This is a genomic window from Mogibacterium diversum, from assembly GCF_002998925.1.
Lineage (GTDB): Bacteria > Bacillota > Clostridia > Peptostreptococcales > Anaerovoracaceae > Mogibacterium > Mogibacterium diversum.
Window position 1 is genome coordinate 191,477 of record NZ_CP027228.1, and the last position, 14,690, is coordinate 206,166.

Genomic DNA, 14,690 nt, shown 5'->3' on the forward strand with positions numbered 1-14,690 from the left:
AGGGCTTTTAGAGATTATTAATATAGGGGAAATTTTCAATCTATTAAGTCAACGTAGCGCATCACTATGAGCGGAGGGATTGTATCTGTTTCCGTTTATGGGTGAGTGCGTTTTTTATTGGGATTATGTAATGGGATCATGAAAATGGATGATTTTAACATTTTAGATAATGATAACGTGAAGATAAAAACTAACTATGTCATAGCAGTTACTATGCTCGCTGTTGGAGTTCTGATGCTAGTGTCAATTAAGACGAATATGGCATATGTTTTTATCGCCGCTGGAATATTGCTATTATACGTAGCTACTGCTAAGCGGCATGACCGTGAAAAGGAACTGAGCAAGATAAGAGATATGAACGCCTTTCGTGCTGAGCTAGAAAGAGCTATTAAGTTCTACGGTCTGGGTCTGATGATTACAGAAGGATACGCTATAGTCGTAAGACCTTCGCTAAAGATATATGCATTTGACGGGATGGCTAAGTTCGAGGTCGGTGTTGCAGAAGGTAAAGAGAAGGCGTTGTTCTTGACTGATAATGTTGGAAGTAGACACAGAATCGCTAGAACTGTAACTGGTGATGGTAATCAGTCAGACTTCGATGACGCGTATAGAATAGTTAAAAGCAAATTTGCCAGATAATGAAAGGAAGAATGATATGAAAATCGGATTTATTGGTCTCGGGATCATGGGACGTCCTATGGCAAAACACCTTGTAAATGCAGGTCATGACGTGATGGTTACTGATTTAAATCAGGAGCTCGTCAGCGAGCTAGTTGGCATGGGCGCAGGTACTGGTAGCTACAGCGAAATCGGTTCACAGTGTGACATCGTTATGATGATTTTGCCAAATGCAGATATAGTTAAGTCTGTAATCTTCGATGAAGGTGGAATCGCTAGTTCGATGAAGAAAGGAAGCATCATAATCGACCACAGCTCGGTAACACCTGTTGAATCAAACGAATGCTACTACGAGCTTAAGGAGAGAGGCATCAGTTTCCTAGATGCACCAGTTTCTGGCGGAGAGCCTGGAGCAATCGCTGGCTCTTTAGCGATAATGGTTGGTGGAGACCAGGAAGCATTTGATACAGCTGAGAAATACATGGATGCATATGCTTCTTCTATGATTTTGACAGGTCCAAGTGGTAGCGGCAGTGTTACGAAGCTTGCCAATCAGATAATTGTAAACAACAACATCGCAATCGTATCTGAGGCACTCGTATTTGCATCGAAAGCTGGAGCTGATCCAGAGAAGGTATACAAGGCGATTCGCTCTGGACTTGCAGGCAGTGCCGTGCTGGATGCAAAAGCCCCTATGATGATTGATAGAAACTTCGTACCTGGAGGAACTATAAAGGTCAACCATAAGGATATAACTAATGTGGTTAAGACAGCACATTCGATTGATGCACCGATTCCATACAGCGCACAGCTATATGAGATAATGCAGACTCTCAAGGTTCACGGTCATCTAGGTGACGACCATGCGGGAATCGTTCAGTATTTTGAAGCTCTTGCAGACTGCAAGGTTGAGAAGAAGGAGAACTAAGATGTCAATCAGCGCTGACGTTCTAAGGTCATACAGATCAATAGATGAAAAAACAGTAGATGAACTACTGGCTCAAGAGATTAAGAATAATAATAAAAAGATAGTTGTTCTCGACGATGACCCAACGGGTGTGCAGACCGTTCACGACATATCTGTATATACTGGATGGGATGCTGATAGCCTAAGGGAAGCTTTTGCAGAAGAGAACAACCTATTCTATATACTCACCAATTCTAGAGGCTTTACTGAGGCACAGACGAAGGTAGCTCATCTTGAGATTGCTGATGCTGTTGATCGGGCGGCTAAGGAAGCATCAAGGGATTATATATTTATAAGCCGAAGCGACAGCACTCTGCGCGGTCATTATCCTCTGGAGACGAGGCTACTTAAGGAATGCTATGAACGAAATACAGGTGTGAAACTAGATGGTGAGATTTTGTGCCCATTCTTCAAAGAGGGTGGAAGATATACGATAGGGAATGTACATTATGTAAAGTATGGTGATGAGCTTGTTCCCGCGCATGAAACTGAATTCGCTAAGGATAAAACATTTGGATATACGGCAGAGAATCTTCCAGATTATGTTGAAGAGAAGACTGCAGGTGAATATAAGGCAAAGGACGTAATCAGCATTTCGCTTGAAGATATTCGCAGTATGGATTTTGACAAGATTGAGTCGCAGCTGATGTCAGCTAAGAATTTCAATAAAATAATCGTTAATGCTATTGATTACTCTGACATCAAGGTGTTTTCCGTTGCCCTGTTTAGGGCAATGAATGCTGGCAAGATGTTCATGTTTAGAACAGCTGCCGCGCTTGTAAAGGTGATGGGTGGGGTGTCTGATATGCCGTTATTAACCCGTTCGGATATGATAGTTAATGAGAGCGAAAATGGTGGCATCATTGTCGTTGGTTCTCACACAGCAAAGACAACCTCTCAGTTAGAGTGTCTCAAGGAAATTGCGGACATAGAGTTTATCGAACTCGATGCAAATCTCGTCAGGGACGAAGAAGAATTTGCTAATGAAGTAGGCAGATGCTTAGCACTTGAAGGGGAGTATATTAAGTCTGGGAAGACAGTTTGCTGTTATACTTCAAGATCACTAGTTGTCGCTAACACTGGCGATAAGGAAGATGAACTCAGACTTTCTGTTAGAATTTCCGATGCGGTACAGTCGCTAGTGGGAAGACTCGCAGTTACGCCTAGTTTCGTAGTTGCCAAAGGTGGAATAACTTCGAGCGATGTTGGTGTAAAGGCTTTAAAGGTCAAGAGAGCCACCGTTCTAGGGCAGATTAAACCTGGAATCCCAGTATGGCAGACCGGAAGCGAGAGCAAGTTCCCTAATACCCCATACGTTATCTTCCCGGGTAATGTCGGTGAGGCGACTACTCTAAGAGAAGCTGTAGAAGAGCTGATGAACAAGAGATAAGGAGACAAAAATGTCAGAATGCGTAGTAATTGCTGATGATCTTACAGGTGGTAATGCGACTGGAGTATTGCTTAAAAAGATGAAATACAAAGCGCATACCGTGATCAACCTAGCCGCTATAGAACCATCTCAGCTCGCTGAATGCGATTGTGTGATTTATCCTACTAACAGCAGAGGACTTACATCTGAAGTGGCATATGACAAGGTGTATGAGGCATGTGCAGCACTAGCTACCGAAGGAACGACTCTGTATTCACACAGAATAGATAGTACACTAAGAGGTAATCTTGGAAGTGAAACGGATGCGATGCTGGATTATCTCGGAGAGGACTATATAGCGATTTGTGCACCGTGCTTCCCCGCTACTGGTCGTATTGTCTGCGGTGGGTATATGCTTGTAGATGGGGTACCACTACATAAAACCAATATCGCTATCGACCCAAAGACGCCTGTAAAAATATCTGAGGTAGCCGAGCTATTCCGGCAGCAGAGCAAGTATGGCGTGGTTTCAGTTAGGCTAAAGGAGCTCATGCACGGCAAGCATTATCTTGCAGATATAATAAATTCAAATGTAGAGCAGGGGAACCGGATAATCTGTTTTGACTGTATAAGCCAAGAGGATCTCGATTTGATCGCAGATGCCTGTATAACCAGCAAGAAGAAGATAGTGGCAGTTGATCCTGGAGTGTTTACAACGACACTTGCTAGAAAGCTAATCGTACCTAAGGATCAACAGGTGGACAGCAGAATACTTGCGGTTGTAGGAAGTGTAAATCCAAATGCCAAGGTTCAGATGGAAAATTTATGGCTTGCTCAGCGTACGCATAGAGTCATGGTCGTTACCAAAAGGTTGCTCGAAAGTGAGGCTGCTCGAAAGCACGAGATTGAAAGAGTAATCAAAGAAGTCCTTATCGGCTGTAACAAGAGGCAGGTGACGACAGTCGTTGGAGATGGAATTTATCCCGAAAATCGCATAGATTTCAGACCTTATATGGATTTACTCCAATGCTCGATGGATGAAGTGTCTTGCATAATAAACGATTCTTTTGCAGAAATCGCTTATGAGGTATTTAAGAAAGAGTCATCTTTTAGAGCCATGTATACAAGTGGAGGAGATATTACAGTTTCTGTCTGTGATAGGTTCAATACTGCGGGTCTTAGACTACGTGATGAAGTTCTGCCTCTTGCAGCTTATGGCAAATTCCTCGGTGGAGAATTCGACGGGGTTCACCTGATTACGAAGGGTGGAAGTCAAGGCGGACCTGATGCAATCAACTTATGTATAACGTATCTTAAGGAGAAGCTGTACATTTAAATAATATCTAAGAAAGGAAATATGTATATGGAAAAGCCAATTATTGCGGTTACGATGGGTGATCCAGCTGGAATCGGTCCAGAGATTGTTGCAAAGTCCATCGCTGACAAAGCAACATATGATGTAGCTAGATGCATCGTAATTGGAGACAAGAAGGTCATGGAAAAGGCCATTGAGATCGTTGGGGCTGACCTCAAGGTTAATGTAGTTGACAGTCCTGCAGATGGAGATTATTCTTACGGCGTTCTCAACATGATTGACCTAGATAATATCGATATGAGCAGGTTCGAATATGGCAAGATAAATGCTATGTGCGGACAGGCTGCATTTGACTACATCAAGAAAAGTATCGAGATTACTATGGATAAGCAGGCTGATGCGGTTGCGACGACTCCTATCAATAAGGAATCGCTACATGCTGCAGAAGTTGACTTTATTGGGCATACGGAGATCTTTGGCGCCTTAACAGGCACAGCGGATCCGCTTACAATGTTCGAGACAAACGGGTTAAGGGTGTTCTTCCTCACAAGACATAAGTCTCTAAGAGACATGCTCGATGATATCAAGAAGGATAGAATTATAGATTATGTAGAGAGATGTACAGATGCGCTGAGAAGGCTCGGTGTTAAGGAGGGTACGATGGCTGTTGCAGGTCTTAACCCTCATTCTGGTGAGCACGGGCTCTTTGGATGGGAAGAGGTCAAGGAAATTGCTCCAGCTGTTGAGGAATTAAAGGAGAGAGGATTTAATGTTGCAGGACCGGTTCCTGCTGATTCTGTATTCCATCAGGCTGCTCAAGGCAGATTTAACAGCGTCCTATCCCTATATCATGATCAGGGGCATATCGCTACTAAAACACTGGACTTTGACAGAACGATTTCTATCACTAACGGAATGCCAATTCTACGTACATCCGTAGACCATGGTACGGCATTCGATATTGCTGGCAAAGGCATTGCAGGTGCTGTCAGCATGGAAGAGGCTATTAGATTGGCTGCAAAATACGCACCATTCTTTAAGCAGTAATATATTATTTTCTTAAGGAGGACTATTATGATTAATGGCCTAGACGGGCAGAGGATGCTGATTGCACTTCTAATTGGTATTGCAATACTTATTATCCTCGTGCTCAAAACCAAGGTGCAGGCTTTCTTGGCACTTATTGTCACCACAGTTATCGTCGGAATAATCGGAGGGATGCCTCTAGCTACCGAGATGATTAAAGTCGATGGCATCGAGAAGCCGTTTGGTATTGTAAATTCCATCACAACTGGATTCGGAGGGACCCTAGGTAACATCGGAATCATCATCGGTTTTGGAGTTATGATGGGAGAGATTTTTGAAGTCTCTGGAGCAGCGAAGCGAATGGCTTATTCGTTCCTAAGACTGTTCGGAAAGGGAAGAGAGGAGGAGGCGCTTGCGCTAACTGGATTCTTCGTATCGATTCCAATTTTCTGCGACTCAGGATTCATCGTACTTGCACCTATCGCAAAGGCTCTATCAGAGTCAACTAAAAAGTCTGTAATTGGACTTGGAGTTGCTCTAGCATCTGGCCTTGTAATAACTCACTCGCTTGTACCACCTACACCAGGGCCTCTTGGTGTTGCAGGTATCTTTGGTATAGATGTTGGCAAGTTCATACTAATGACATTGGTTCTTGCGGTTCCAATGACATTTGCTTGTATCGCATACTCTCGAAAAGTTCTATCAAAGAAGTTCTATAGGCTAGTTAAGGAAGACGGAGTTATAGAAAAGGCTGAATATCAGGAGCCAGACTATGAGGCGGCATTTAACATGGACATGTCCGGTGTTCCTGGAACATTTGAATCATTTGCTCCACTGCTTCTCCCTATAGTGCTCATACTTATCAATACAGTTGCAACTGCTATGGGCAAGACAGATGGCATTATGAAGGTTCTTATCTTCCTTGGACAGCCAATCGTTGCGGTTGGGCTTGGACTAATCGTTGCTATATTTACGCTAGGCAGACCTTTCAGCAGAGAGGAGCTTCTAGCTGCTATGGAGAGAGGTATGGCAAGCGCTGGTATTATCATGCTGGTAACTGGCGGCGGCGGTGCTCTTGGTCAGATCATCAAAGATTCTGGACTTGGTACATACATGGCAGATGGACTTGCAAAGGCTGCAGTTCCTATGATCATCCTGCCACTCGTTATTTCGACAGCAATGCGTTTCATTCAGGGATCTGGTACTGTTGCTATGACGACAGCTGCGAGCATTTCTGCACCAATCCTACTAGCGGCAGGTGTTAACCCAATGCTCGGAGCAATCGCATGCTGCGTGGGATCATTATTCTTCGGCTACTTCAACGACAGCTATTTCTGGGTAGTTAACAGGACACTAGGAGTTTCAGAGGCCAAGGAGCAGCTTCAGGTTTGGTCAATAACATCGACAATTGCATGGGCAGTTGGTGTTGTTGAAGTAATCGCACTCAGCTTCTTTATGTAATTCGTTGCATATAAGAGGATGAGGATATACAATAGAATAAATTAGATTGCAGGCACCGTATCATTCGGTGCCTGTGTTATTTAGTCTAGATGAAGCTGTTTCGAAACAGGTAAAGGGGTATAAGATATGAGTTTGGTAACTATGGATATGCTTGTTCAGCGTGCATGGGCAGAGGGAAGCTGTATTCCTGCATTTAATGTAGGCAACCTAGAGATGATTCGCGGTGCAATTAGAGCGGCAGAGGAACTTGATAAGCCGATAATCATTCAGATTGCCGAAAGGCTGCTTAAGTATTCTCCGCTCGAGTACATAGGACCAGCGATGGTGAATGCAGCTAAGGCTGCTAAAGTTGATGTGGCTGTTAATATGGATCACAGCAGCAGTTTTTATGTGATAGAGGAGGCGCTAGAACTTGGATTTACGTCGGTAATGTACGACGGTTCGACTAATCCATACGAAGATAATATAATTGGAACCCGTAGGGCATATGAACTTGCAAGTAAGTATGGTGCGTCAGTTGAAGGTGAACTCGGACTAGTTGGAGGTAGCGAGGATGGTCTAAGTGACCACGGTATTAAGTGTACAAATCCTGATTTGGCACACGATTTCTGTGAGAAGACTGGTGTTTCTGCGCTTGCTGTTGCAATTGGTAATGCTCACGGTGATTATCCTGTGGCTCCAGAGCTTGCATTTGATATACTCGAAGAGATAAATCATAAGGCGGGAAAACCATTGGTGCTCCATGGTGGTTCAGGTCTTACAGATGATGATTTTAGGAAGGCCGTATCGCTAGGGATTGCCAAGATTAATATTGGGACCGCTAGCTTTAAAAATGTTACAGGATTCGCAGCTAATTACCTTGCAAGCGAAGGAAAGCATGACTACTTCGGCCTAAATACTGCGATGACACAGGGAATGTATGAGAATGCACTTAGACATATCAAAGTGTTTACAGGGATTGAATAATATGTATATTGATAAGGAAAAACAGCAGGAATTATTCGCTAAATATAATACGCCGAAGCATGTACAGCGTCACTGCGACGAGGTTGCAAGGGTCGCTGTGGTTATCGCTGAACGCCTTAAGGATAAGGGAATACAGATCAATGTGGATGAACTACGAGGTGCGGCATTGGTTCACGACGTGTTAAGAACAGAAAAAGATCACGATAAGCTTGGAGCCGAAGTATTGATGAATATGAATCTTCCACATGAGGCCGAGCTTGTGAGACGCCATATGACTTATCATCCATTTAATCATGCGGATAGGTTTAAGGAGATAGATATACTCTGCCTTGCGGACCGCCTGGTCAAGGAGGATTGCTATGTCGGACTCGACGAGAGGATGCAGTACTTAATAGATAAGCCAGGAAAGACGCCAGCGCGAACTGAGCGAATCCTGAAAGCGAAAGCTCATACGCAGGGGATAATAGATGAACTAGAGGAAGTCCTTGGGATCACACTCGACGAACTGTGCCATAAAGATGTTAAATAGATATGGTGTAAAATATTTAATTTTATGCAGTTTATTTACTTGAATAGTCAATTGTAAAATTAGTATAATCTAGTGATCGTATAGCGTGTATACAGATGCGCATTTGAATACTTCGGAGTATGCTTATCTCATCTGTATTTTTATTAATGAGGGAGGGAATATGAACAAGAAGAGATGTAGAAGCATCCTGCTTTCGCTGGCTTTGATGTGCAGCATGATCATTACCGTTATGCCACTTTCAGCGTTTGCAGAATCAACTACTACGACTCAGATAGCTCCGGCTTCGAGGACATATAAGGTTCGTCATATCAGGCAGGGCCTTAATGGAAGCTATAGTGATGAGTCAATGGCTGAATACGAGAGACTTACTGGGAATGTAGGAGAAAGGACTAATGCATCTGCAAACCGCTCATACAGCGGATTTCAGGCTTTAGTCCCAGAGCAGGTAAAGATTGCTCCTAGTGGAGATATTACGGTTTCCGTTTATTATGCTAGAAGATCCTATACAACATATTTTAAAACTGGGGACACATCGAAGGATTTCTATAAGACGTATGTGTACGGTGCAGTACAGACTGCTCCGCCAAGTCCGGTTATACCTGGAAAGAACTTTGTCCGCTGGACATATAAAGACGATAATGGTGTATGGAAGACATGGACTCCGAGTACACAACCTGCAAAGGATGTTACCGTATATGCGGAGTATGACGTTCCAGCGCAGGCAGAGTACGTTATAAATTATTGGTACCAGAACAACACGGATGAAGTTAATACACCGGATGATCAGAAGACATATACGCTTTTTGATCATGAAACTAAGACTCAGAATGTTAATACACCAGTGGTTTACAATGGTGAGACTCGTGAGAATACATACGTAAAATACAATCAGGCTAAGACAGATGCTGAAAACGCAGGCAAGGTAGTGGGAGCAGATGGTAAGACTGTTGTAAATGTATATTACGATCGCCCTGTGATGACTTTTACGAAAGTATATTACAACTTAACTACAGGTGCTGAAGAGAAGAGAGAAGATTTTAAGGGTATATATGGCCACTCTACAAATGGCATATTCTCCCTTGAGCCAGAGTTAAGGTGGACTACGAGAGATGATCCGGATAGTTATACTACGGAGAAGAGTTCTTTTTCAGTTGCTCCAAATTTTATGACAGGTCCTTATAATGCGGAATTTCATGCTAGAAGAACAGCGGTGGTAGTTCAGAAGGCAATCTATGTCATCATCCACAACCAGAATGTTGATGGAACATGGACAAAGGATATGTCCAGCACTAAGAGTCAAAAGAATACAGAGAGATATTCAAATTTCTATACGTATTTCACATCTGGACTAGCTTATAAGTACATATTCTACTACTGGACAAATGGCGAAAATGATTTCACTACAGATGTTAGTGCTGCGAACCCAGCCTTGAATCCGTACACCTCAAATAGCCGTATATATATACTAAGAAATAACCAGCTAGTAAACGACTATGACGGTGATGGTGTGGAATATCTGCATGCATATGCGGAAAGGGTGCAGTACCAGCTTCGCTTTATAAATGCAGATAATGCATCGGTGACGATGTACAGTGGGGCTCCGCTCTCTTCTCTAGCGAAGTCTTCTCTAGATAATCCTATTAGGCCAGCATCGGTTCCAGCACACTATGTATTTGCAGGATGGTACACGGATGCGAGCTTCAAGGATAGTACGAAGCTGACAGATGATGCAAAGATTGGTACTCAAGACTATTTCCTTTACGCAAAGTGGGAGGAGCCTCATGTAAAGGTCACTGTAGTTAGCAACGGTGCAGTTTCTGAACTTCCGTCAACGATTGACATCCCTAAGATGGGAAGCGTTTATAGAGATTTGCCTATGATTCCTTCCAAGAATGGATATTGGTTCGACGGATGGTATAAGGATGCAGCTTTCACAGTTCCTTTTGATGTTAATGAAGCAATCGCAAGCGATACTATTATCTATGCAAAATGGTCGTCGCGTAAACCAGCAAATTGGGAAGTTAGATATGTCGATGCGATGGGAAGAACCTTGGCGAGAAGCATTAGAGGAACTGATAATTTGTACGATGTGCTCTACAAGGAAGCGTTAAATATTCCGGGCTACGCTGTGGACTTCTCGAGTAAGAATATCACTCTTTCGAATGATGACTCGGAAAACGTAATCGAGTTCGTATATACCGCAAAGCCTAGAACTGTACATAGAGTAAATAGAGTTAGTGATGCACCGAAGACAGGGGATGATAATAGCATTGGTCTAAGCATGGTGCTACTAGCATCATCTGTTATGGGATTGATATTTGCATTATACCGTAGAAAGAGGAGCGCACAATAACAGCGATGCTGCTTCTAATAAAGTCAAGCAGGAGCCAATCGGCTCCTGCTTATCTTATGAGTTTATTTTTCTTTAATATAGCATGAGTGATATGCTAGACAATTTTTCCGCCACCTACGACATAGTCGCCATCGTATACAACGACTGACTGCCCTTTTGTTATGGCGCGCTGAGGTTCATCGAATACTATTTTAACTTCAGTTTCGCTTAGAGGCGTAATGGTGGCTGGTGCCTCTTTGTGCTTATATCTAATTCGCGCTTTAGCTCTGAAAGGCGCATCTGGGCAGGCGATTGAAACCCAGTTGAAATTATGTGCAGTCAGCTCTCTTTTGAATAGATCTTCGTTTGAACCGAGCACTACCTCGTTGTTATCCACATCGATATATTGTACATACATCGGGTGCTTAAGTGCGAGTCCAAGTCCCTTGCGCTGACCGACTGTATAATGGATTATCCCCCTGTGGATGCCTAGTACATTGCCATCCATGTCTACGAAATTGCCAGAAGCTATCTTTTTTCCTGTGTATCTTTCTATAAATGACGCGTAGTCACCATCTGGAATAAAGCAAATATCTTGAGACTCCTTGCGTTTTGCGCTTATGAATCCATGAGCTTCAGCAATTGTTCTAGTTTCTGATTTATGCATTGAACCGAGAGGGAACATAGTGTGTGATAACTGCTCCTGACTTAAAGAATAGAGCACATAACTCTGATCTTTAGACAAATCGACAGCTTTCTTAAGCTTGTATCTTCCATCTTCTCCATGCTCTACAATGACGTAATGGCCGGTGGCTATGTAATCCTGACCTAATTCCTTACCAGCTCTAAAGAGCTCATCAAACTTTAGAGTCCTATTGCAATCTACACATGGATTCGGTGTTATGCCGTGCTCATAAGCGCTTATAAATTTACTTATAACCTTTTCCTCGAACTCTGGTCTAAAATCGCAGACCTCAAAAGGAATACCTAGGCTATTAGCGACACTCTTTGCATCATTTATATTTTCAAGGCTGCAGCATGTTTTAGCATCGCTGCCGATTGTATCATTATCATACAGCCTCATCGTTACCCCTGTTGCATCATGACCAGCTTCCTTTACAAGAAGAGCTGCCACACTGCTATCTACTCCGCCGCTCATGGCGACGAGAACTTTCTTTTTCATTTCTAGTCTCCTATTTCCATTGGATAACTGATTATAGCATAACTATTGCTTTTCGTAGTATTAGATATAGTACATGAATTTAATCAAAGACATGTTGACACCTTAAAAGCAGGAGAGTATATTATAAATGAACATATGAACAAGTGCTCATATGAACGCATATGATTGTGTTTTCTAAAGTAGGAGATTATATGGAAAAAGATTTAGCACCTCACTGCGAGGTTAACGAAGTGCATGGAAGCACTGTAGAAAGAGTTGTCGGAGCGATGCCTGAAGAGGAAGAGATTTTTGATCTATCCGAGCTATTCAAGGTGTTTGGTGACTCTACCAGGATGAAGATATTATTTGCACTATTCGAAGAGAAGATGTGTGTATGCGACTTGGCGGAAGCATTGGGCATGACACAGTCGGCTATTTCTCACCAGCTTAAGATCCTTAAACAAGCTAAACTAGTTAAGTTTTCAAGGGCAGGTAAACAAATCATATATGAGCTTTCAGATGAGCATGTGAGAATTATTATCGCTGTCGGTAAGGAACATATCGAAGAGAGATAATCTAGGAGAGAGACATTATGCTCTTAATGTAATTTAATAAGAGCACAAGATTTTAAGATTTAAGAAACGCATTAGGCAGAAAAGGAGTAAGAGATGAAAAAGAAATTCAAGTGTGAGATTGATTGTGCAAACTGTGCTGCAAAGATAGAGGATGCGATAAATAAGCTAGACGGAGTGGAGGAAGCAAGGGTTAATTTTATGGCTCAGAAATTCACTCTTGTTGCTGATGACGATCGATTCGATGAAATCCTTGAAACAGCTATTATGACAGGTAAGAAGATTGAGCCTGATTTTACTGTAGAGATAAAGTAGTATTTAGATTATATAACTTTTTTAGCATAGCGTATTTATAGATTAGGGGCTTTACTTATGAATAAAAAGCAAAGAAATAGAAGAAATAGGATAGCGATATCACTCGTGTGCTTTCTAGTACTGATGATACTTGAGCTTACAGGTGTGCTAGATGGAGTTCACGGATTCGTCCTGTTTGTAATTTACTTTATACCTTATATTATAGTCGGTAATGATGTAATCATAAAAGCGGCCAAGAATATTAGGAATGGTCAAGTTTTTGATGAGAATTTCCTTATGATGATTGCGACGTTTGCGGCGTTTGGACTAGGTCTATTTGGGGATACCCAGTATTCTGAAGCGCTCGCTGTCATGCTTTTCTATCAGATAGGTGAAGCGTTCCAGGATTATGCCGTCGGACAGTCGAGGGCTTCAATTACTGAGATGATGGCGATTGCCCCCGAATCAGCATTTGTGCTTAATGGAGATGAGACTGAAGAGGTGGATCCTGAGGATGTCGAAATTGGTAGTGTAGTCGTGGTTAGACCTGGCGATAAGGTTCCACTTGATGGAGTAGTAATCGAAGGAGAGTCTTTTATCGATACGTCAGCTCTGACAGGGGAATCTGTTCCTAGGAGAGTTTCTGAGGGCGACGATATCATATCGGGATGTGTGAATGGCGAAGGTATGCTCAAGGTTAAAGTTACCAAAGAGTATGATGATTCGACAGTTGCAAAGATTTTAGAACTGGTTGAAAATGCTAGTGCTAGGAAGGCTGTCCTCGAGAACTTCGTTACGAGATTTGCGCGTGTCTATACACCTATAGTTACTATCGGCGCTGCACTTTTGGCTGTAGCTATGCCTCTTGTGTTCGGCTTATCATGGTCAGACGGTATAGAAAGAGCCTGCAACTTTCTGATTGTATCTTGCCCGTGCGCACTCGTTATTTCAGTTCCGCTAGGGTTCTTTGGAGGCATTGGTGCGGCGTCCAAGGTCGGAGTTCTTGTAAAAGGGAGCAACTTCCTAGAAGCAGCAGCGAGCCTAGATACAATGGTCTTTGACAAGACGGGAACGCTAACAAAGGGAGAATTTAAAGTATCAAAACTTGTACCAGCAGAGGGTGTATCTGAAGATGAGCTAATAGAACTCGCTGCGTATGGTGAGGCATTTGCAACACATCCAATAGGAAAGTCAATACTAGAAGCTGCAAAGGATAAGGAGATTGATAAGAGTAGGCTTGAAGATGTGGTCAATCTAACAGGAAAAGGCACTTCAGCTATGTTAGATGGAAAATCTCTTCTTGTAGGTAGCCGTAAACTCCTCGATGAAAATAAAATAGAAGATGTGAGTGGAGTATATGGCTCCGAGATGGGAACTATCACATTTGTATCGTATGACGAGAAGTATAAAGGATATATAGTGGTGTCTGATACCATTAAGGATGAAGCGAGAGAAAGCATCGCTGAACTTAAGCGTGAGGGTGTCAAGAAGGCGGTTATGCTCACGGGCGATAGGAAAGCGACTGCAGAGACTGTAGCTGGAGAGCTCGGACTCGATGTAGTTAGGTATGAGCTACTTCCAGCTGACAAGATTGAGGAGGTTGAGGAGCTCATAGAAGGAAATCGTAATACTTGGTCAAAGCTTGGCTATGTAGGAGATGGAATAAATGATGCTCCGGTGCTCATGAGAGCTGATGTCGGATTCGCCATGGGATCTCTAGGTTCTGATGCGGCAATAGAGGCTGCAGATATCGTTCTGATGGATGATGATTTGAGAAAGTTACCATTAATTATAAAAATAGCTAAGCGAACGATGAGGATTGTAAAATCCAATATTGCATTTGCTATAGGAGTAAAGCTTCTAATTCTCGTATTGTCTGCACTTGGTCTCGTCTCGATGTGGTATGCGGTATTTGGTGATGTAGGAGTTAGCATTATATGCATAATAAATTCGATGCGCGTGCTTAAATTTAAACAGTAGTTCTTCTTAACCGTGTACGTTTGACTTAGTAAGCAACTTGTCATAAAATTAAATTGGTTTTCAATTCTAGAGAGTTGAAAACCAATTTTCTTGATTTTT

General features: G+C 42.6%; 13 protein-coding genes. 12 read left to right on the top strand and 1 reads right to left on the bottom strand.

Annotated features, from left to right (window positions below; genetic code table 11):
• Positions 1–144: 144 nt before the first annotated feature.
• From C5Q96_RS00875 to C5Q96_RS00915, 9 genes are all read left to right on the top strand, one after another.
• Positions 145–639: a hypothetical protein gene (locus C5Q96_RS00875; RefSeq protein WP_106056316.1), complete on the top strand. Its 495-nt coding sequence runs from the start codon at positions 145–147 to the stop codon at positions 637–639.
• A 16-nt stretch (positions 640–655) separates the two neighbouring features.
• Entirely contained in the window at positions 656–1,546 is an 891-nt protein-coding gene (locus C5Q96_RS00880; RefSeq protein ID WP_106056318.1) for an NAD(P)-binding domain-containing protein, read from the top strand.
• A 1-nt stretch (position 1,547) separates the two neighbouring features.
• Positions 1,548–2,975, top strand: a complete 1,428-nt coding sequence (locus C5Q96_RS00885; protein WP_106056320.1) for a four-carbon acid sugar kinase family protein — start codon at positions 1,548–1,550, stop codon at positions 2,973–2,975.
• Between the two features lie 10 nt (positions 2,976–2,985).
• A complete protein-coding gene (locus C5Q96_RS00890) occupies positions 2,986–4,290 on the top strand; it encodes a four-carbon acid sugar kinase family protein (RefSeq protein ID WP_106056322.1) in 1,305 nt (434 codons plus the stop codon).
• Between the two features lie 27 nt (positions 4,291–4,317).
• Positions 4,318–5,316 (top strand): 4-hydroxythreonine-4-phosphate dehydrogenase PdxA, encoded by a 999-nt coding sequence (gene pdxA, locus C5Q96_RS00895; protein WP_106056324.1) that lies wholly within the window; start codon positions 4,318–4,320, stop codon positions 5,314–5,316.
• A 27-nt stretch (positions 5,317–5,343) separates the two neighbouring features.
• Entirely contained in the window at positions 5,344–6,756 is a 1,413-nt protein-coding gene (locus C5Q96_RS00900) for a GntP family permease (protein WP_106056326.1), read from the top strand.
• Between the two features lie 126 nt (positions 6,757–6,882).
• Complete coding sequence (locus C5Q96_RS00905) at positions 6,883–7,722, top strand: class II fructose-bisphosphate aldolase (protein ID WP_106056329.1); 840 nt, start codon at positions 6,883–6,885, stop codon at positions 7,720–7,722.
• Between the two features lies 1 nt (position 7,723).
• The gene (locus tag C5Q96_RS00910) at positions 7,724–8,251 is read left to right on the top strand and encodes an HD domain-containing protein (RefSeq protein WP_158696643.1); all 528 of its coding nucleotides are present in this window, start codon (positions 7,724–7,726) and stop codon (positions 8,249–8,251) included.
• 160 nt (positions 8,252–8,411) lie between these two features.
• Complete coding sequence (locus C5Q96_RS00915) at positions 8,412–10,604, top strand: InlB B-repeat-containing protein (protein ID WP_106056333.1); 2,193 nt, start codon at positions 8,412–8,414, stop codon at positions 10,602–10,604.
• 94 nt (positions 10,605–10,698) lie between these two features.
• Here the strand turns inward: C5Q96_RS00915 and mnmA are convergent, their stop codons facing one another.
• Complete coding sequence (mnmA, locus tag C5Q96_RS00920) at positions 10,699–11,766, bottom strand: tRNA 2-thiouridine(34) synthase MnmA (RefSeq protein ID WP_106056335.1); 1,068 nt, start codon at positions 11,764–11,766, stop codon at positions 10,699–10,701.
• A 191-nt stretch (positions 11,767–11,957) separates the two neighbouring features.
• On the opposite strand from mnmA, the gene C5Q96_RS00925 reads away from it, so the two are divergent.
• The 3 genes from C5Q96_RS00925 to C5Q96_RS00935 all read left to right on the top strand — a co-directional run bounded on the left by C5Q96_RS00925 (position 11,958) and on the right by C5Q96_RS00935 (position 14,591).
• Entirely contained in the window at positions 11,958–12,320 is a 363-nt protein-coding gene (locus tag C5Q96_RS00925) for an ArsR/SmtB family transcription factor (protein ID WP_106056337.1), read from the top strand.
• 93 nt (positions 12,321–12,413) lie between these two features.
• Positions 12,414–12,632 carry a cation transporter gene (locus tag C5Q96_RS00930; protein WP_106056339.1) on the top strand — a complete coding sequence of 73 codons (219 nt, stop codon included), beginning with the start codon at positions 12,414–12,416 and terminating at the stop codon, positions 12,630–12,632.
• A 57-nt stretch (positions 12,633–12,689) separates the two neighbouring features.
• On the top strand, positions 12,690–14,591 hold the full coding sequence (locus tag C5Q96_RS00935) for a heavy metal translocating P-type ATPase (protein WP_106056341.1): 1,902 nt from the start codon (positions 12,690–12,692) through the stop codon (positions 14,589–14,591).
• Positions 14,592–14,690: the final 99 nt, after the last annotated feature.

Coding starts and splice junctions, on each gene's coding strand:
- mnmA (WP_106056335.1), bottom strand. CDS start 11,766: ATGAAAAAGAAAGTTCTCGTCGCCATGAGCGGCGGAGTAGATAGCAGT.
- pdxA (WP_106056324.1), top strand. CDS start 4,318: ATGGAAAAGCCAATTATTGCGGTTACGATGGGTGATCCAGCTGGAATC.
- C5Q96_RS00885 (WP_106056320.1), top strand. CDS start 1,548: ATGTCAATCAGCGCTGACGTTCTAAGGTCATACAGATCAATAGATGAA.
- C5Q96_RS00900 (WP_106056326.1), top strand. CDS start 5,344: ATGATTAATGGCCTAGACGGGCAGAGGATGCTGATTGCACTTCTAATT.
- C5Q96_RS00890 (WP_106056322.1), top strand. CDS start 2,986: ATGTCAGAATGCGTAGTAATTGCTGATGATCTTACAGGTGGTAATGCG.
- C5Q96_RS00875 (WP_106056316.1), top strand. CDS start 145: ATGGATGATTTTAACATTTTAGATAATGATAACGTGAAGATAAAAACT.
- C5Q96_RS00880 (WP_106056318.1), top strand. CDS start 656: ATGAAAATCGGATTTATTGGTCTCGGGATCATGGGACGTCCTATGGCA.
- C5Q96_RS00925 (WP_106056337.1), top strand. CDS start 11,958: ATGGAAAAAGATTTAGCACCTCACTGCGAGGTTAACGAAGTGCATGGA.
- C5Q96_RS00935 (WP_106056341.1), top strand. CDS start 12,690: ATGAATAAAAAGCAAAGAAATAGAAGAAATAGGATAGCGATATCACTC.
- C5Q96_RS00930 (WP_106056339.1), top strand. CDS start 12,414: ATGAAAAAGAAATTCAAGTGTGAGATTGATTGTGCAAACTGTGCTGCA.
- C5Q96_RS00910 (WP_158696643.1), top strand. CDS start 7,724: ATGTATATTGATAAGGAAAAACAGCAGGAATTATTCGCTAAATATAAT.
- C5Q96_RS00915 (WP_106056333.1), top strand. CDS start 8,412: ATGAACAAGAAGAGATGTAGAAGCATCCTGCTTTCGCTGGCTTTGATG.
- C5Q96_RS00905 (WP_106056329.1), top strand. CDS start 6,883: ATGAGTTTGGTAACTATGGATATGCTTGTTCAGCGTGCATGGGCAGAG.